The sequence below is a fragment of the Legionella lytica genome (genome assembly GCF_023921225.1).
Classification (GTDB): domain Bacteria; phylum Pseudomonadota; class Gammaproteobacteria; order Legionellales; family Legionellaceae; genus Legionella; species Legionella lytica.
This window is the reverse complement of the sequence record NZ_CP071527.1, coordinates 1,989,254-2,008,860: the sequence shown is the minus strand read 5'-3', so window position 1 is coordinate 2,008,860 and position 19,607 is coordinate 1,989,254. Positions and strand designations below refer to the sequence as shown.

Below are 19,607 nucleotides of genomic sequence, written 5' to 3'. Positions count from 1 at the left end.
GCACTGCCGCATAGGGAGAAATAATGAAAAACGTTCACTTTGATCAAAAAATATTTGGTAATATGGAGTTTCCATTACAAAAATTAATGGAACTGAATATCAAAACGATGCAAGGCTTTTCTTATATGAAACCTGGTGATCTTTTTAGCATAAAAAAACCAGAAGAGCTTTTAGAACGAAACATGAATATGTTTATTCGTAATAGCCATATGGCTATTGATTACATGCGTGATACTTTTAGTATTTTAGAAAATCATTGGATAAAAGTATCTCATCGTACCGACGAAGCTGCGAGAGACGTAATAAAGCAAGCAAGTTCGACACTAAAGCAAGCAAGTTCGACAGCAAAAAAAGCAAGTTCAGCAACAAGCAAAACAGCAAAAAAGCCCGTAGCTAAGAAAACGGCTGCTCATACTAAGTCTGCTGCAAAACCAAGTACCAAAACGGTTACTAAAGCAGGTGAGAAAAATAGCGCGAAAAAAGCTGCTAAGCCTGTAGTTCAGCACAGCAAATCAAATATATCCCATACTCCACAAGTTATGAAGCAAGAGCCACGTGCTGCTGATGAAAAAGCAAAGCATCATCAGGCAGAAAATAAAGAGCATGGACATAGTGCGTCAAAAGTAAGCCCTATGCATGACAAGGGGCATGGCTTACTTAATAAGGGAAGAAATTTTCCTAGTTAATGCTGTGACTTAGCCTCGGAACTAATTCTAATGAATCTTTTTTTGAATTCCCGCGGTTAACCCGCGGGAGTTTCAATTGAGAGTCTCCATCCAAGCAATGATTAAGACATTTTCATTGTGTTATTTTGCTCAGATTGTTCTGCTTGATGCGTATAGAACCTATGATAAAATTGTGGGTCCTTTTCTTCGAGAAGTTTTAACTGCTGTCTGCGAATTTTTTCAGCAAGTAACTCAGGAGGGTTGGTTTGTCTCCAAGATCTATTTGTTAAATGGCAATAAATGCTTTCAATTAACAACGGACCGCAACTGGAGGCGTCATCTTGGATTAAGGTCTTATCATGGTGTCTTATCGAGGGCTGGGTCCATGAAGTATGGTTAAGTAAGGCTCTGTTTACCTCCAAAAGTATACTCACTTGCAGTTCATCATCATATTCATAATTGCTTACTGTATTGTAATAGGTAATTTGTGGAGACTCACCAGGCTTCAAGTGGATACGAATACCTACCCAATGATTATTATGTACAATAGGAATAATAAGATTATGCTCTATTTGGCTATTTATTACTAATTGCCCCTCATTACCAGCAAAATATTGGTTTAAAATATCCAATACTCGATTTCCTTGAGTTCCATCACTCATATTCGCAGCACTTAATACGCTTAAGCTAGGGGTATTTTCTTCGCTCAGATTTAGATTTCTAAGACGTAAGAGCAGAATACGATTCATATCCTCGGTTTCATAATGATATCGTCTATTAATAACTAGACGCTGAGGCTGTACTACACGCTGAGGCTGTGGTGCAAACATGCGTTGAGGTATTTGGGTCAGAGATGATTGGTTCGTATTCGCTGTCATTCTTAAAGTCAGGGCTTTTTCTGTCCTAAGAATACTGAGGACATTAGGATGATGGAGACGAGTATGAAATTCAATTGCTCGGTCGAGCAGTTGGATTTGTAATTGCTTTATTCGCTCTAATTCTTCGGGATGTTCCGTTGCTCGAGTCTTTAGAGCATTTACAAGTTTTACTAGGGCAGTGCTGTCTCTATAGAATTCTAAACCAAGTAAATTAGGTATATAACGCTCAAGCTCTTGAATTGGTAAATAAAGCATAATGGGGCGTAACGCGTTTTTTTGCGCTAATTGATATCGCGTATGGTTAGAACATGCCCGCAATAACAATTCAAAATAAGCCGCATTAGCTTGGGTTATTAAGATGCGTAATGCATTGGGTTGTGTTTTTTCCAACAGTTGAGTAACTGCCGCATTAGCAACGTGGTGGTCGTCGCGTTCGACTTGAGAGTGATTTCCCCGATGATTATTACCTGTACTCGAAGAGGTTGATTGCCCAGAATTGACATGCGTTCTAATAGGAAAATTAACGCCTAATAATACCGAAAGTTGGTGCATGTTTCTATCTGCAATGGCCTTAAATAAGGCGTTGCTCCTATACGCAGTGTTCCAACTTTCGGGACGATCGGAGCTATTACTCTGTGAGGGTCTTAATTGAAGACTTCTTGATTCTGTTCTTGTTCTTTGAGTATGCTGTATTGGTGCAGAGAGTACTGATGACTGTCTTTGCTCTGTTGTTGTTTCCGTTCTTTGGATGGGCATTCTAACAGGAGCACCTCGAACGGGGAGTATTGTTCTTGTTGGTGGACTGCTCCTTACTTGTGATGTTTTTTGTTGAGATGTATTGGATTCTTGCATTGGTACATCTTCATCTCGGTGTAGGGGGGCAGGTCTTGTTTGAACAGTGGGCATGCCCAATTTTATGCTTAATGATTTAGCCCAAGTGCGGTTAGGAAGGGCTAATAACATTCTGTCAAAGCGCTCGCGTTCCTCGGTATTTAACGTGTTAACTTGGAAGTGAATTGAAGACAAAAGATTTTCAAAACTGTGGTTAAGTGGAGCAATAGGGTATACCTGGCTGAGTTTTGTAAACCAATCAATATACCTGATAAGCTCACGGGGAGCCATGGGATTTTTTGATGCTAAAGCAGAATGTATTATCTGATGTAATTGTTCATCATTGCAGCGCATTTTTGTTCTAAGCTCTACAAGTCCAAATAGAATTTTTTCAGCATTAACAGGGCTTCTTTTCTGTAGAGGTAGTTCGTTCAGGAGTGGGGCCAAGCAGCCATTTAATTGGTTTATTTGATTTATATTCACATGTTGAGTTTGTATCAACAAGCCAAGACCGGTGAAAATATCGCCTACATGCCTCTCATCATGACACGTTACTTTAGAAAGTGTATCAATAAGTTCCTGTACAACTTGGGGGGAGAGTGCTTTTAAGTGGCCTTTTTGCGCTAATATGCCGGTGATATAAATTAGTTCGGAGATGTATCCTATATCGGGTGTTCGTTTATTAAATTTATTGATTATTAAAGAAAAATCAATGGCCCCTCGTAAATGATTACCTTGAGTCAATTGTTGGAGGATAGAAAAACCTAAGTTTAGGTATAGGCTTCTGTCTCTGGACAATCCATACTCTAATAGTTTGGGGATAATATGGGCATCAAAGTCACCATGAAATTTTTTTGAATAAATAAACCATTCCAAGCCTGTGAGCATCTTATGATGGTTTGTTTCGGTCAAATCAGGAACATTATAGAATTTCTCAATAAGAGACTGTATTAAGGCACTATCAATAGGTGTTGTTAACTTATCTTCCCGAGACATACGGCTTAATAATGTAGTGATACGAATTATCGACTCACGGTTTTCTGAGGTATTCGAGTTAACTCGCATTAATAGTTGGTGTATTAATTCTGTTTTAATTGGTGTATCTAAACCAGAGGCTAATGATCCCAGGCCTGTAATGCAAGAAGAGAGTTCTTGGTCAGTAAGTCTTGGGAATTGTAACAGTTGATTTAAAAGATTTTCAATTAGTGCTGTTGGGATTTTTCCATTGAGCCTATTGGCGTCAGCTATGGTTCCAAGCCCATAAAATGCTCGTGATATTAACGTAGGTGTCTGCAATGTTGGCTGTTCTAATTCACGAATAATTAATGCTAACTTATTGGCGGATAGCGATACATCTGTAAATTCTAAAAGTTGGCCTAAATTAAGAAAAATAAAAGAAATAGTTTTATTGATAATATGTTTGCCGCCATCAATATGTTCTCTTTTCTTTATCCAGTCTTCAAAAGATAGGACTGCATACTCAAACGAATTAAAAAGTTCTTTTACTTCTTTGCGGAATTGAGCATCAGGCGAATTAATGGAATTAAATTTTTTTTTCTGTTCAGTCAGAATATATAGATGTCTTTGCAATCGATAAAAAGGGTTGTCTTCTATAAGTCCCACTTCAGCTACCACTTGATGGCGTCTGGAATGGTGCTCATAACTATATCCTGATCTGTTTGCTTTGGAATAAGATTCTCCTGAACGTAGTGTATCCGATTCATCATCATAGCCATTATAGTCGCGATTACGTTTGGTCATAGTCGATTCTTCACATTGAATAAAAAACAATAGGATGGGCTATAGTATCCAAAGGTTTAAAATCATTCAATCTGATCTCGTGGTGGTGACTAAGTGTGATTAATTTTCTCTTTGTGGTTTTTTAAATTCTTTTGTTAAAGCATGCAGTAAAGTAGGATATTTAAAATCAAATTGGTACTTTGTTAGGCGAGCAGGGGTTACGGATTGTCCCGATAAAAGTAACTCGGCTCCCATTTGACCTAAAAGCATTTGAATCAGCCACGCAGGTATATGGAGGAATGTTGGTTTGTTTAATACTTCAGTAAGGGTCTTATTAAAAGTTTTTTGAGATACAAGTTCTGGTGCTACCAAGTTTACTGGTCCAGTAATTTCAGGACGGTCGATAAGAAATAAAATAGCATTAACTAAATCGCTATGATCAATCCAGGCTAGAGGTTGTTTTCCGGCGCCGATTACTGCCCCCATTCCAAATCGAGCAGGCAATTCAAGTTTTTTTAACATTCCTTCACCTTGCTTGAGCACGACACCAAAACGCATGATGGTTACGGGTATGCCATACTGTATTCCTTGAAGGGCTGTTTGCTCCCATTGGTTGACCAAATGATGGGAAAAACTGCTTTCTGAAGAGTTAAAATTGGCTTCTTCGGTATAGGCCTCATGAGAATTGGCTAACTCTTTTTGTAAACCATAAATACCGATAGCGCTGGCATTATATAAATGAGGTTTTTTTGCAGCATTTTTAGCCCATAGAACAAATTGTTTGGTTGGTTCAATGCGGCTGGATAATAATTTATTTTTGATTTTAGAGGACCAACGATGGTCGGCAATATTTTCACCTGCGAGATTAACTAACACATCAAATTCATCAGGGTTTAAGTGCGGTAATTCATCCCAAGTGATTGCATGAACCTGATTATTAAATATTTTTTTAATTTTATCCTTATTGCGGCCAACAACCCATAAATCATGCTGGGCTAACAATAATTCGGCAATTAAAGAGCGTCCAACTAATCCTGTTCCACCACCAATAATGATTTTCATAAATTGAATTCCTTTAAAATCATGTCGTGCGCATGAGAGGTAATGATATAATAATTCCCTGGTTAAAAAAACAAAAACAAAGATGGCAAAACTCTACTTTTATTTCGCAGCAATGAACGCTGGGAAAAGCACTGTGCTCTTACAATCAAGTTATAATTATAACGAACGTGGAATGCAAACTTTATTATTTACCCCAGCAATTGATGATCGTTATCAATCAGGCACTGTTCATTCGCGTATTGGTTTATCTGAAGAAGCGCTTGTCTTTAATACCCAGGATGATTTATATAAAAAAGTAATCAGCTTAGAGCAAAAATATGCGTGTATTTTGATTGATGAAGCGCAATTTTTAACTCGAGATCAAGTTTATCAATTAACAGAAATTACCGATAAATTAGGTATTCCAGTTTTGGCCTATGGTTTGCGTACTGATTTTCGTGGTGAGTTATTTGAAGGCAGTCAATATTTACTTGCATGGGCTGATGAACTTAGTGAAATTAAAACAATTTGCCATTGTGGGCGTAAAGCTACTATGATTTTACGACTCAATGAGCAGGGCGAAGCGATTACTGAGGGCGATCAAGTGTTAATTGGTGGGAATAACTTATATTCATCTACTTGCCGTAAACACTTTAAAAAACGACAACCTCATGCACATTTAAAAATTCACGAAGAATTAACAGCTTAAGTTACTATTTTTTAGGAGCGCTATGAAAGCACAAACTATATCATCTTTTGGTGATTATTCCGTTTTTAAAACAGAGGAAGTTGCTATTCCTAAAGTTAAGACAGGTTATGTACTAGTTCGCGTTAAAGCAACTAGTGTGAATCCTGTTGATTGTAAGGTGCGCTCAGGAGCATATGGACATATTGCCCCTGCATTTCCTGCCATTTTACATGGTGACATGGCGGGAGTGGTTGAAGAGGTTGGTGAAGGTGTTACTGAATTTGCTGTCGGGGATGAGGTTTATGGCTGTGCAGGAGGCTTTAAACCAGAATCTGGTGCGTTAGCCGAATTTATGCTTGCTGATGCACGTTTAATCGCTAAAAAGCCTAAATCCTTAGATATGTTGCAAGCAGCAGCATTGCCTTTAGTATCCATTACTGCTTGGGAAGCTTTATTTGAAAAAGTCCACGTTACTTTTGGACAAAAGGTATTAATTCATGCAGCTACAGGGGGCGTAGGTCATATTGCAATCCAGTTGGCAAAATGGGCAGGGGCGGAAGTTTATGCAACTGTTTCATCTCCTACAAAATCAGAAATCGCCAAAGCTTTAGGTGCTAAAGAAGCAATTGATTATACTAAAGAATCTGTCGAGGATTATGTGGCTCGCTTGACGTCAGGTAAGGGTTTTGATGTGGTTTTAGACACCGTTGGTGGCGATAATATAGATAAATCAATTGCTGCGGTAGCCATGTATGGCCATGTGATTAGCATTCAAGCAAAAATGCCTCATGATTTAACCCCCTTACATTCGCGCTCCGCTAGTTTTCATGCGGTGTTTATGTTACTGCCTTTATTAAATAATGTGCAGCGTGAACGTCACGGTACTATTTTAAAGGCGATTGCCACCTTGGTTGATAACGGCGCTTTAAAACCACTTATCGACTTACATCAATTTTCTCTAGAGAATGTAGGTGAGGCGCATAAGTTAATGGAATCTGGTAAAGCTATAGGCAAGATTGTGATTGAAATTTAATATACCGTATTGACCGAGTTACTGAGGCCATGCCACAGTAATTTGGTCTTTTATTCTTAATCCTAACAAGCGCACATTTCAATTTGCTTTTTTCAACAACTCAATCTAAATTTATTTCTGTAGTAGGCAATTTTAATTTTATTTTAATCTTATGGAGAAAAGGAAATGTCCAAAGACAATAAATTTAAGAATGAATCACAAGATGCACGCCGCCATGATCAACAACATGCTTCTCATAATCAGGATAAAATGAAAAAGCATTCTGACAAGTCAAAATCAGATAAAAGAAAGTAATTGTTACTTACGCTGAGTGAAACGAAGCCCAACATGGATGTGGAATTAAAATTCCGTTGTTGGGTTTCGTTTCACTCAGCGCCAACCTACAGCGATGTAGACGGGTCCATGGCCCGATATTTCTGGTACTGGAAATGGCCTGGTTGCTTGCAACTGGGAGGCTGTGAGTGTCAGGAACTCCTTAAAGCTAGCGCCCCACGTATGATATACTTAACTGGATAATTCTATTTTTCTGATGACTCATTCAGGGTGGATTTCTGTGAATATTAATAACAGTCTTGCATGGGCCCATCCAATAGTACAAGAGTGGTTTTTAGAAAAATTTGGCTCAGCAACCGAACCACAAAAACAAGGGTGGCCATTTATTCGTTCTGGGTGTAATACCCTAATTTCGGCTCCAACAGGCTCTGGGAAGACTTTTGCCGCTTTTTTAGCCTGTATTGATCACTTGGTGCGTCAAGCACTGACGGGCCAGTTGTGTCACGAAACAGAAGTACTTTATATTTCCCCATTAAAAGCTTTAGGAAATGACGTACAAAAAAACCTAATGGGGCCTTTGCAAGAAATTATGGCACTGGCAAAAAGGCAAGGCTTAGCCATGGCTGAAATCACTGTGCTTGTACGTACTGGAGACACCTCTCCCAAAGAACGTCAAGGGATGCTCAAACATCCTCCTCATGTTTTAGTTACCACCCCTGAGTCATTTTATATTTTACTAACTGCAGATAAAAGCCGTGAAATTTTACGCAACGTTAAAACGGTTATTGTTGATGAAATCCATGCTTTGGCAGATGACAAACGTGGCGCGCATTTGGCCTTATCACTAGAACGATTAGAGGCCTTAACCGCACATACACCATTACGTATAGGCCTTTCTGCAACCCAAAAGCCACTGGATTTAGTTGCTAATTTTTTAGTGGGCAACGATCGTCCTCAACCAGCAATTATCAATATCGGGCATGCAAAGCATTTAGAACTGAATGTCGAGATTCCGCGCAGCGAGCTCGGTGCGGTTGCTTCCAATCAAATTTGGGATGAAATTTACGATCGTATTGCTGAATTGGCGCAGCAGAATCGTTCGACGCTGATTTTTGCCAATACACGTAGAGTGGCTGAGCGTGCTGCGCATCATTTAGCAGAGCGCCTTGGAACGGATTTGGTTGTTGCGCATCATGGGAGTCTATCGAAAAAACTACGTTTAGCTGCAGAAACTCGATTAAAAAATGGAGAACTGAAAGCCTTAGTAGCAACGGCCTCCCTAGAATTAGGAATTGATATTGGTTCTGTGGATTTAGTATGCCAATTAGGTTCACCTCGTTCTATTGCCGTCATGTTACAACGGGTGGGTCGTGCAGGCCATTGGCGTGGGGCGATTTCAAAAGGGCGTCTTTTTGCAACCACACGTGATGAATTGTTAGAATGTGCTGCGATTGTGAATGCTATTTTGGAAGGGGATCTGGATCAATTAGTCATACCCCAGCAACCCATTGATATTTTAGCGCAGCAAATAGTGGCGACCTGCGCCACTGGAGATTGGCAGGTTGATGAGTTATTCGCTTTAACTCGTAAGGCCTTTCATTATAAAGAGTTATCACGTGAGCAATTTGATGCAGTGATTCATATGCTCAGTGAGGGAATATCTGGAATGCGTGGACGTTATGGTGCGTATCTGTTTCATGATCGAGTAAATCATCTTTTGAAAGCACGCCGTGGTAGCCGCTTGATTGCTATAACCAGTGGTGGTTCCATTCCAGATAATGGTTTATACACCGTAAAAGCAGAAGAATCTGGGGGCGTGGTTGGTACTCTTGATGAGGATTTTGCAGTAGAAAGCCATCGCGGCGATATTATTTTACTTGGTAGCACCTCCTGGAAAATTAACCGTATTGAAAGCACTAAAGGTCTGGTTCTTGTTGAAGATGCACATGGCGCTTCACCGAACGTTCCATTTTGGCGAGGAGAGGCACCTGAGCGTACTGCGGAGCTGTCATTACGCGTTTCTAATTTGCGAGAATGGCTGAGCACCCAATTAACTACCTCAGAGGATTCATTCTCGGAGGTGCAACAATGGCTTATTAACTCGTGCCATGTTGATGAGTTGGGGGCGCAACAACTTATTCATTATATTCTCCAAGGCCGTGCCTTATTAGGCAACGTTCCAACGCAAAAACGCATCATTGCAGAGCGTTTTTTTGATGAGTCAGGAGGTATGCAACTGGTGATTCATGCTCCTTTTGGCGCCCGTATAAATAAAGCCTGGGGATTGGCGTTACGAAAATGCTTTTGCCGTTCTTTTAACGTGGAATTACAAGCAGCCGCTACAGATAATGGTATTAATATTTCCTTGACGGAGCAACACAGCTTTCCTCTTGCGGATGTATTTGCATTTCTAAGTACTCAAACAGCCAGAGATATAGTAGAAAAAGCCGTATTACAATCCCCCTTGTTTCCCACACGCTGGCGTTGGGATGCAGGTAGAGCCCTAGCTTTAGTACGTTTTAGTAATGGACGTAAAGTTCCTCCCTATCTTTTACGAATGCGGGCCGAAGATTTATTGGCTGCTGTTTTTCCTGATGCGGTGGCCTGTCAGGATAATGTGGATATTGAAGACATTGAATTACCTGATCATCCCTTAGTTAATGAGGCAATGAAGGATTCGTTAACCGAAGCCTTAAATGTTGATGGGCTTTTAGATGTGTTAACGAAAATAAAAAATAAAGAAATTGAATGTGTTGCTATTGATACTACAACGCCCTCGGTTTTTGCCCACGAAATCTTAAACGCAAACCCCTATGCCTTTTTAGATGATGCCCCTTTAGAAGAGCGACGTGCATGGGCTGTGGAAATGAGGCAGACTTTACCAGCGCACTTGGCGAATAAGTTAGGGAAACTTGATCCAGAAGTGATTCATGAGGTGCGACAACAGGCTTGGCCTGATCTTCGTAATGCGGATGAATTACAGGACTTGTTACAAACGGTAATTGCTTTTCCTGCAAATTATGAATCCTATTTACAGGCTACAAATTTATGGCAAAAGTTTATGGATGAATTAATTGCTTCAGGTCGAGCCAGTACGGCTTTTGTTGATGAGCGGGTATTTTGGTTCGCAGTAGATAGAGCAAAAACTTTTTCCAGAATTTATCCTGATGCATTAATTCAACATTCATTACAGGATATAGAAAATAAACCATTAGAACCTGATGAAGGTATTTTTCATTTAGTCCAAGGTTGGATCTATCATTTAGGTCCTACAACCGCGTTATTGTTAAGCCAATCTTTAGTTTTAGCGGAAGCAACCATTCAGCAAGTTTTAGTTCGTCTTGAAGCTTCAGGGCTTATTTTACGTGGCACATTTACAGATGAATCATTGCAGCAAGAATGGTGTGAACGCCGTCTATTAGCCCGTATTCATCGTTTAACCTTAGCTAAATTGCGCCAGGAAATTGAGCCTGTACGTCCGGAACAGTTTGTTCGCTGGTTATTGACTTGGCAGCATATTGCTCCTGGCTCTCAACTAAATGGCGAGCAAGGGTTACTGGCTATTATTGAGCAGCTGCAAGGTTTTGAAATCCCAGCTAAAGCTTGGGAACCGCTTATTTTTTCAAAGCGTGTGAAGAATTATGACTCATCTTTGTTGGATAAATTATGCATGATGGGGATTGTTGGTTGGGGGCGTTTATCCACTACTTTAAATTCCATAGACGAAGACCCCAAGCGTGTGGTACCGACAAGTATTGCCCCGATGACTTTTTTTCTACGCAAGGATTCTTCGTGGATGGTTGATGTTAAGGAAGGTCTAAGCGAGGAAGCTTTAGGGGGCTTAAGTCATATTGCTAAGGATATTTATTTTTATTTGCTGCGAAATGGTGCTTCCTTTTTTATGGATATCACCGATGAAGTGCACCATCTGAAGTCTGAGGTGGAAATGGGTTTATGGGAGTTAGTCGCTGCAGGGCTTGCAACAGCAGATCTTTTTGATAATTTGCGTTCTTTAATTGATCCTAAGCGACGTTTAATTAAAAAAAGACGTAGGGTAAATCCTCATTTGTACAGCTCAGGGCGTTGGTTTTTGTTGAAGAAGCGTGTAGGTTCATTTACGCGAGAGCAGGTAGAGGCAGTGTGTTGGATTTTACTTAAACGCTATGGCGTGGTGTTTCGTGATCTCTTGCTTCGTGAAAAAAATATTCCCAGCTGGCGTGAGTTGCATGCGGTATTAAGAACACTTGAGGAGCGAGGGGAAATAAGAGGGGGGTGTTTTGTGAAGGGCTTTTTAGGTGAGCAGTTTGCCTTGCCTTATGCGGTTGAGTCGTTGCGCGCCTTTAAAAATAAAGAGACTGAACATGGACCGGTTTCTGTTGCTGCAGTTGATCCATTGAATGTTTCTGGATTTATTTTGCCTGGACCTCGTGTTTCCGCAATTTCCGGTGAGATGGTTGTTTTTTAAAAATTAGGACTCTTTCGTTATGGAACAAAGACAGATAGGTAAAAATGGACCTTGGGTTAGCCCAATAGGGCTTGGTTGTATGGGAATGTCTACATCTTATGGGCCTGCGAATGATATACATTCCATGGAGGTTATTCACCGTGCGCTGGAATTAGGTGTAACGCTTTTGGATACGGCGGACATGTACGGTTGGGGGCATAATGAAGAGCTTATTGCTAAGGCAATCAAAGGGAAACGAGACCGCATTGTTTTGGCGACTAAAGTGGGATTTACTAAGCAAGCGGGTGGTGGCGCGCGCGACTATATTATTAATGGATCGCCTGCTTACATTAAAAAAGCTTGCGAGGCGAGTTTAAAGCGTTTGGCAACTGAGTGCATTGATTTATATTATTTACACAGGGTAGATAAGCAAACGCCCATAGAGGATACAATTGCAGCGATGGCTGAGTTAGTAAAGGAAGGCAAGGTGCGTTATATCGGTATTTCTGAGGTAAAACCTGCTACTATTCGACGTGCTGCTCAAGTTCATCCTATTGCTGCGGTACAAACAGAATATTCGTTATGGGAGCGTAATCCGGAGCATGAAATTATACCTACTTGTCAGGAGCTAGGAATTGGTTTTGTTGCTTATAGTCCTTTAGGCCGAGGATTTTTGACCGGTGCAATTGCGAATATGTCTCAATTAGCTGTTGATGATTTCCGTCATTTATTGCCTCGTTTCCAAGGTGAAAATTTTAGTGCAAATCAAGCGCTTATTGTGAAGTTAAGCGAAATTGCTGAATCAAAACAATGCAGTTTAGGTCAGTTGGCTTTGGCTTGGGTTTTGGCTCAGCCCGGTAAGGTGATCCCCATTCCTGGAACGAAACGTTTAAGTTACCTGGAGGATAATTTAGGAGCACTTGAGGTGGTGTTGTCTGAAGAGGATTTGCAATTATTAGAGCGATTGGTTCCTGTTAATGCCGTTAAAGGGGATAAATATCCTGATGCATTTAAGCGGGAGGCATAGGTTAAGGAACGTTTGTGTAGGTTGGGCCTATGGCAGAACATTGTGCTCTGATGTAGTTAGATGTCCCTTGTTGGGCCATGGCCTCAACCTACAATTTATCTGGGAGTGTATAAAATGTCTTTATTAAAACGGTTTAAAAAGTTTTATCGATCATCAGCAGAAAATAGAATTCAGATCCATGTTTTTTTAGGATTTGTGATTATTCCTATAATTGGAATGACGCTGCTGTATATTTTTGTGCGGGCGTTTTGGCTGTAAATAAAACCGAAATGGGAAAAAACGTTGTCATTGTGAACAAAGCGAAGCAACCCAGGGGGCATTGCGCCTCTGGGTTGCTGGCGAAGTACTATTTATTTTTATGAACCTACAGTTTCAAATAAGAACCAAACCCTTCGCTCGGCCTCGTCAATATAATTTTCTAAAAGACTAGTTGTTGCCACATCATTTTTTTCGCTGCAAATTTCATGAGCAGCGCGCATGCGGGTTAAAAAGCTTTTATTTTCCAGCATTAAATCACGTAACATATCGTCAGCAGATAATACTGAGTTGACGTCTTTAACATGTTGTAATTCTTTAATTTGACCGATTGAGTGAATCGTTTCTTCTCCTAGCTTGCGTACACGCTCAGCCAATACATCAATCATCGCAAAAATCTGATCGCTTTGCTCATCAAGTAATATATGGTAATCACGGAAATGACGGCCAGACATATGCCAATGATAATTCTTCGTTTTAACATATAAGGCAAAAGTGTCAGCTACGAGTGGGTTAATTACTTGAGCAATTATTCGTCGATCTTTCGGTGCTAGATCGTTAGGTGTAGCAAGTTTAATTGATTCCATCTTTTTCATTTTAACCTCGTTTTAAGTGGTTTATGTCAATATCCTTATCGGCTTGCCTGTATAAGATACAAGTTCAATATAAAGTGTAGACCAATAATTGAAAATAATGGTTTGTTTTTTGTCTTATTTGGCTTGATTGCTCCACTATATCCTATACACATCACCGCCATTAAGTTAACGAAATTTTGCAATGACGTGTGGTTGGGCTCATGGCCCAACATAGGGTTCTGGTATGGCTTGATGCCCTTGGTCACGTGGCCTAACCTACAACGTATCAATATAGGCTAAAAAGGAATTCACCGCGCACATGCTTCCCGGCTGCAAGCAACCGGGCTACATGTTTTATTTTCCAGGCATTACTTTAATGCTTGAGGCAGCTCCACGACCAAAGGTATTGGGATCATACATCGCTTCAGCAAACACTGGAGGAACCGTATACGTACCAATGTTGACGGCTTTAATTTTATAAACTAATTCCGTTACGGTACTGCTTAAACCACCAAAGAAATTAACTCGGTCTTCGCGCACATCGAAATAATCCATATTATTAAGTTTTACGGAGTCGCGAACCACTTCAAATCCACCGGGCAGTAGATCCTCAATAGCTATGTTGGTTAAATAATCCACTTCTAAAGTGCGAGCTTGAATATGAACTTCAATTTCACTACCTAAAGTGGTTGAGGTAATTGCATGCCCCTGAGCATCACGATACTCCCTAAAGATCTCAATGACTGATTTCTCCACTTCTTTAGGAAGAATCGTATTAAATCCTGATTGTATGAGTTGATAAAAGAATAGCTCTTTACCAGGATTTTCAAAACGAATTTGCTTGGTATCTATACCCAATGCGGCTTTTTGATAATTGGCATTATTAACGGGTACAGGAACTTGCTCATTATTGGCTAAGATCTTAGTCATCGATAAGCTAGAGGAAGTATTAATCGCTGTATTTTGAGGATAAGCTCCCAAAGCCAGGCTGACATAACCTGATAATACGGTATTAATCTCATTGTTATTAATTGCTTCGATCAAGCGCATTAGTACTGTATCACTAACTTGAGGCAATAAATTGGGGAAATGCTTGGCTACAATATAGAGGTATTGTGCATCCGCAATATTACTGTCGTAGAAGTCTGTATCAGAAGACAGGTCTAGCTGTGGCTTGTATTGACCAATTAGCTTATTTGCTTCTTCATGACTTTGCAGCAACTGATAGGCACCTGAAAGATAAACCGCAGTAATGTCATTGCTCCATTGCTTTGCGTAATTTTGTTCTAAATACAATTGCAAATTCGTAATGTAGTTGGTTGTAACAAGTTCATTACGTGTCAAAATATAGATTGCATAAGCCTGAATTCGTGCCGCATTCAAATCAGCAACATTTTGACTTGCCAGAGTTTTTAAGTAATTAATGCCATTAAAGAAGAGATCGTTCGGTACGGTAAATCCTTGAGCTCTTGCTTCCGTTAAGAAATGCATGGCATATACCGAAGCAAAATCATTTCCTTGGTTATCGCCAAGACCTGGCCAGTAGCTGAATCCACCACTAGACATTTGACGTTGGCTTAGCATTTGCACAGTAGTATTTATCTTGCTTGTGATTTCTTTAGTTTCACTAGCAAAACCGGTTTGATTGTTCATCGCTAACAAGGGCATAACCTTGCTGGTTAATTGCTCTGTACAACCATAAGGATAATTATCCAAATAACGTTGCAAACCAAATACCAGGATTAATGGGCTGGTAGAGAGCGTTGCATTTACATTACGGTACTCAGGATAAAAGGTTTGTATAATATCTAGTGTTTTTTGCGCATCTTTAGATTTACCACTGTCAATATAAGTCATTAAAGGCATTGCTGGTCTAACACTCAATGTAGCACTCATGCTACTCGACTTGTCCGCCGCTGTTGCCTTAAATCCTACAGTTGCAGAACCTAATAATGATTTTGCTCTTAATTTAAAGTGAACAGTTTGCTCTTTTCCTTCCGCAATGTTTACGGTTTGTGAGGAGGTACCAATAACCTCAACTTCTGGTGAGGTAGTTAAATCAACAGTAACCGAAGCCTGTTCTCCAGAACTTTTAATGTTGTTGGCAATGGAGGAAGATATTTCAAACTCATCCCCAGGAGCCACAAAGGTAGGCACATTGGGGTTAATGATAAAATCACCACGAATTTCTGCGGAGGTATCCTTGGAACCAACCGAATCAGTTGATACGGCTACAGCCATTACTTTAATGCTGCCATTAAAATAATCTGGAACTTGATAAACAAGCTGACGAGGGGTTGTATCTGCATCTTGAAGTCCAGACCAGAATACAACAGGCAAATCGGTCTTACGTTTGAAAGGGTTGAGGCGACTTGCCATATTTTCTTCGCCATCATCACCACCAATCGCGGATAATTCTCTAGATTGAATAAATTGAGGAATAATCTGATCTACAGTTTGTTGGGTTAATACTTCAAGCGCTTGTTTTTGAAAGAAGAAGGCAAGCGGGTCAGGAGTTGTGTAGCGGGCAACCTGCAAAATACCTTGGTCTACTGCGAACACAATGATTTTTCCAGGTTTATCTGTGCTGTACTCGATAGTCAATGGTTCGCCCGGACGAGAAACCGTTGCTGTTTTTAAGTCAATTTTAACATTATGGTTATCATGATTGACTGCAAAAGGTGTGATGCTGTAGCTGAGCGGACTAATAAAGAGTTCAGGAGAACTCCAGTCACGTATAAAGGCGACGTTAATGTACCCATTTCCTTGAAAATCAGCGGGAATGCGGATGGTTTGCACTGAATTGGTGGTGTCGGTTTTAAACCATTGAGCGGCATAGACTTTATCTCGCTCGATGGTGATTAATCCTGAACCGGTATAGGGGGCTGTAATCTGAATTTCTATGTCGTCATTAGCATGATATTCAGATTTGTTTAGTTTAATTGATAATTCAGCATTCTTGGCCAAAGGTTGTTGGCTGGCACCTACAATACTGAATTTTAATTGGCTAAGTACCGTATCACTTTTACCCAGAACAGTTAGAGAATAGTCACCAATAGTTTGTGTTGGCAAGGCATAGTTTGAACCTTGTTTGCCAATAGTAAATGGGGTGGTACTCACAATGCTGGATTGGATTATGGATTGATATTGGTAGGTTCCATCAGGTTTTTTCACCAGAGTGGTAACCGGATGTAAAGAAACCAATTGTATTTTCAGGTCATTTACATCGATGTTATTCAGTTCCGGACTTACAGCAATATAATTCACCGCGCGGGCCGTGTTTTGTTTGATAAACGACAGATCTCCATCTGCTTTATAGCCTACAAAATAAGGCAGGGGGCTGACTAGTGTTTGAACCTGGCTGGTTACACTACGGCCGCCATCGGCTTCAAAACCTTCAGCAAAGAAAGTTAATTGATAGGTTGCTTGTTCAAAGCGTCCAAGATTTAAATCAAATTCAGACTCACCTTTATCATTGGTTTTGGTATTTGCTAAGGCTTCTGTAAATACTTTGGCTGGTTTTTTCGGATCGATTAGAGGATCTGCGAATACATAGTCTGGATATTTGGAAAATTGTACTTTTTGAGGTACCAGTAGAATTTTTCCGCTAATCGTTCTATTTGCAGCAGGGGCTCCATAAAGATTCCATAAGCTGACTTGACCTTTAAGGTTTGCTGGAGCACTCCAGCCTGCAGCTGGCTTAGGCGATAAACTGGTGCTAATTCGCATTCTATCGGGTAAAAACTCAGAAACTCGTAGAGTAGTTGAGCCTAATAGATTTTGTGGGTGATTATCCTTAACCAAGAATAAGTTCACTGTGTATTGGCCAGTAGGAGCATTGGCATTGGTAGCAAAATCAAGGTCCATATACCCTAAATCATTTAAGGTTATTTTCTCATCTTTAACCGTAGTCCCGCGTGGGTCAACAATGGTAACTTGCAAAGGCAAGCCGGCGGGTTGGGACTGTGCAAAAGTTTGTTTCACTATCATGCCAATATGTGCCGTGTCACCTGGTCTGTAAATACCGCGATCAGAGAACAGATAAGCTGTTAAACTTTGCATGTCTTGACTGTAATAAGTGTACAGTCCACCGACGTCAAATTTAGAAAAATTTAGTTGGCGATTGGTATTATTAAATGGAATAAATGACACATCGTTACTCAGTTGTGCTAAATAAACTGTTGGTTCTCTATCCTCAATAAAATCTTTTAGTGTCGGGAAGTTGGCGCGTCCTTGGGAATCCGTAACTCGAGATAAAATAGGTAGGCCATTTTTACCTAAAACCGTTACGGTGGCATTAGCCACTGGGCCTCCTTGAGTAATGGAGTTTACAAACACATCATGACTGCCGTTATTATTATCTTTAACCAGGAGGGCAAGGTCTGTAATGAGTATTAAGCGGCTGGCTTTGACATCCATTGGCGTGTTATGGGCTGTGTCCCATTCCGTTGCTTGCAATAGGAATAGTCCTTGAGGGCCAGCCGTGTTTGTTTCTGTAGCAAGATACTTGCTAAAATCCAGGGCTGTATATTGTTGTTTCGCTAAGTCTGAAGTATCAAATTGCTGAATATCACTAGAAATTTTACTGATATTTTGCTGATTAAAGGATGGATTAATAAAGTAGGGGTTATTAAAGTCGCCTTGAGTCTGAGTGACAAGTTGGTTGACATTGTCAGGCAGCACGCGTGCAAAATCAAATTTGACTGCAGATACACCGCGTACTAACACAGAGAGTTTCTTTTCGCCGCCTAAAGCCAATAGAGAGCCTTTATGTAAAAAGCTAATTTCTCTAGGAAGGACTGGAACAGAAATTACGCTAGCATATCCATTACTCAAGCTGAAGTTGCCAAATCCTTTCATGCCCTTATCGATTTTAACGTAAATGTAGCTGGGTGTTTTGGCCGCAAATTTAAAGCTATGCAGCGTTGAATAGTTTTGCTCTGTTGGGAGTGCTTCTTTGGTCAATGGCGTGGCTAAAGCCAAAATTTCTTGGGTTACTTCTCCCGGATTTTGCCATTGGTAATTCTCTTTTGCAGGTTCAGCTGCAGTAGCGGGGCGATCTTTAGGTAATAAGTAAAAATGTGCTGATTTATTAAATTCACTTTCGTTAATGCCTAAAGAGGTTTCAACCGTCAGAATTTGTTCGGGGCGGTCTTTTTCATTTCTAACAATAGAGGCTGAGGCAGAAGTAACTTTAAGGAAGCTATAAGCATCGGGAATTAATATTTTATCAGATAATTCTTTGTTTAATGTTGCTGATTTAGTTAATGAGCTTATGTTTTTATTCAATGTTAATCGTAAAAAGCGGGCAACGTCTTGAATGTTAATGGTGTCTGAATTTAGGTACGCAATCCGTTTGTGTTGATCATAGGTGTACGAGAAAGGAAGCGATTCGGTGGTGCTACCTGCCTTTCCTTTTTCTTGAGTTTGGAATGCTAACGCAGTATTTTTTTCCAGGATTTCAGGGTTTACAGGGAAATTGAATTCAATAGTAGCTACGGCTTTTCTTACCTCTACATGAACTGGGTCTTGATAGAGTTTGAATTCAGCGATTTTAGCAATGAATGGTTGGGTAGAAAATGAATAAGTATGGGATTCCATATTTGCTGTAGTTGCAAAAAAGTCCGGCGCAAATTTAATTGTGTATTTTTGTCCTGCAGGCCAGTCCTCAGCAGGAACAAAAGTTAATTGGCTGTCGGTGCTCCAGTTCCAGGTTCCTGGAGTTGTTGGTGACATTTCAATACCTTTAGTTATGGTCTGGCCAACTAAGTTTAAAGGAGCAACGGATTTATTAATAAAGCCATCCTTATTTCTTACTCCAAAATCAATGACTAAATTCCCTGGAACTAAGGTTTCCTCATTAGGAGTAATAGCTGGTGGTGTAATTTCTGCGATGGTGTAGACGGGTTGAGGTCGGTTTTTATACCAATGTGCAGTATATCCTGCGGCGCACAATAAGAGCAGGGCAAGCAAACTCCCTCCCCAAAATGTCTTGGGAGATGCTTTCGACTTATTTTTTAGATAGCTCAGCCAGGGAGGACTATTCCAATTTAATTTGCCAAACACAGCGGAGAAAGCATTGAATATTTTTTTGCTCATAATTTATCCTGGCTGTTAGCGAGCCTCGGCTCGAAATTCATTAAATGACTCGTGTAGT

10 protein-coding genes are annotated in these 19,607 nt (G+C 40.2%); 6 read left to right on the top strand and 4 right to left on the bottom strand.

Annotated features, from left to right (window positions below):
• The first annotated feature begins 23 nt into the window (after positions 1–23).
• Positions 24–686 (top strand): hypothetical protein, encoded by a 663-nt coding sequence (locus J2N86_RS08870; RefSeq protein ID WP_252579037.1) that lies wholly within the window; start codon positions 24–26, stop codon positions 684–686.
• A 101-nt stretch (positions 687–787) separates the two neighbouring features.
• Here J2N86_RS08870 and J2N86_RS08865 read toward each other — a convergent pair whose 3' ends face one another.
• A complete protein-coding gene (locus J2N86_RS08865) occupies positions 788–4,135 on the bottom strand; it encodes a Ulp1 family isopeptidase (RefSeq protein WP_252579036.1) in 3,348 nt (1,115 codons plus the stop codon).
• A 99-nt stretch (positions 4,136–4,234) separates the two neighbouring features.
• Complete coding sequence (locus J2N86_RS08860; protein WP_252579035.1) at positions 4,235–5,176, bottom strand: TIGR01777 family oxidoreductase; 942 nt, start codon at positions 5,174–5,176, stop codon at positions 4,235–4,237.
• A gap of 82 nt (positions 5,177–5,258) precedes the next feature.
• Here J2N86_RS08860 and J2N86_RS08855 point away from each other — a divergent pair, with 82 nt between their 5' ends.
• The 5 genes from J2N86_RS08855 to J2N86_RS08840 all read left to right on the top strand — a co-directional run bounded on the left by J2N86_RS08855 (position 5,259) and on the right by J2N86_RS08840 (position 12,620).
• Positions 5,259–5,864, top strand: a complete 606-nt coding sequence (locus J2N86_RS08855; RefSeq protein WP_252579034.1) for a thymidine kinase — start codon at positions 5,259–5,261, stop codon at positions 5,862–5,864.
• Between the two features lie 22 nt (positions 5,865–5,886).
• Positions 5,887–6,876: a zinc-dependent alcohol dehydrogenase family protein gene (locus J2N86_RS08850; RefSeq protein ID WP_252579033.1), complete on the top strand. Its 990-nt coding sequence runs from the start codon at positions 5,887–5,889 to the stop codon at positions 6,874–6,876.
• 165 nt (positions 6,877–7,041) lie between these two features.
• Positions 7,042–7,170, top strand: coding sequence for a hypothetical protein (locus J2N86_RS16110; RefSeq protein ID WP_289781826.1), 129 nt, complete (start codon positions 7,042–7,044; stop codon positions 7,168–7,170).
• A 259-nt stretch (positions 7,171–7,429) separates the two neighbouring features.
• Entirely contained in the window at positions 7,430–11,614 is a 4,185-nt protein-coding gene (locus J2N86_RS08845) for a DEAD/DEAH box helicase (protein WP_252579032.1), read from the top strand.
• A 19-nt stretch (positions 11,615–11,633) separates the two neighbouring features.
• Positions 11,634–12,620 (top strand): aldo/keto reductase, encoded by a 987-nt coding sequence (locus J2N86_RS08840; RefSeq protein ID WP_252579031.1) that lies wholly within the window; start codon positions 11,634–11,636, stop codon positions 12,618–12,620.
• 356 nt (positions 12,621–12,976) lie between these two features.
• Here the strand turns inward: J2N86_RS08840 and J2N86_RS08835 are convergent, their stop codons facing one another.
• On the bottom strand, positions 12,977–13,471 hold the full coding sequence (locus tag J2N86_RS08835; protein WP_252579030.1) for a Dps family protein: 495 nt from the start codon (positions 13,469–13,471) through the stop codon (positions 12,977–12,979).
• A gap of 333 nt (positions 13,472–13,804) precedes the next feature.
• Positions 13,805–19,549 (bottom strand): alpha-2-macroglobulin, encoded by a 5,745-nt coding sequence (locus J2N86_RS08830; protein WP_252579029.1) that lies wholly within the window; start codon positions 19,547–19,549, stop codon positions 13,805–13,807.
• Positions 19,550–19,607 lie beyond the last annotated feature (58 nt).

What these genes read in the sequence shown, in the direction of transcription:
- J2N86_RS08870 (WP_252579037.1), top strand. Translation starts at nt 24, where the DNA reads ATGAAAAACGTTCACTTTGATCAAAAAATATTTGGTAATATGGAGTTT.
- J2N86_RS08865 (WP_252579036.1), bottom strand. Translation starts at nt 4,135, where the DNA reads ATGACCAAACGTAATCGCGACTATAATGGCTATGATGATGAATCGGAT.
- J2N86_RS08860 (WP_252579035.1), bottom strand. Translation starts at nt 5,176, where the DNA reads ATGAAAATCATTATTGGTGGTGGAACAGGATTAGTTGGACGCTCTTTA.
- J2N86_RS08855 (WP_252579034.1), top strand. Translation starts at nt 5,259, where the DNA reads ATGGCAAAACTCTACTTTTATTTCGCAGCAATGAACGCTGGGAAAAGC.
- J2N86_RS08850 (WP_252579033.1), top strand. Translation starts at nt 5,887, where the DNA reads ATGAAAGCACAAACTATATCATCTTTTGGTGATTATTCCGTTTTTAAA.
- J2N86_RS16110 (WP_289781826.1), top strand. Translation starts at nt 7,042, where the DNA reads ATGTCCAAAGACAATAAATTTAAGAATGAATCACAAGATGCACGCCGC.
- J2N86_RS08840 (WP_252579031.1), top strand. Translation starts at nt 11,634, where the DNA reads ATGGAACAAAGACAGATAGGTAAAAATGGACCTTGGGTTAGCCCAATA.
- J2N86_RS08835 (WP_252579030.1), bottom strand. Translation starts at nt 13,471, where the DNA reads ATGAAAAAGATGGAATCAATTAAACTTGCTACACCTAACGATCTAGCA.
- J2N86_RS08830 (WP_252579029.1), bottom strand. Translation starts at nt 19,549, where the DNA reads ATGAGCAAAAAAATATTCAATGCTTTCTCCGCTGTGTTTGGCAAATTA.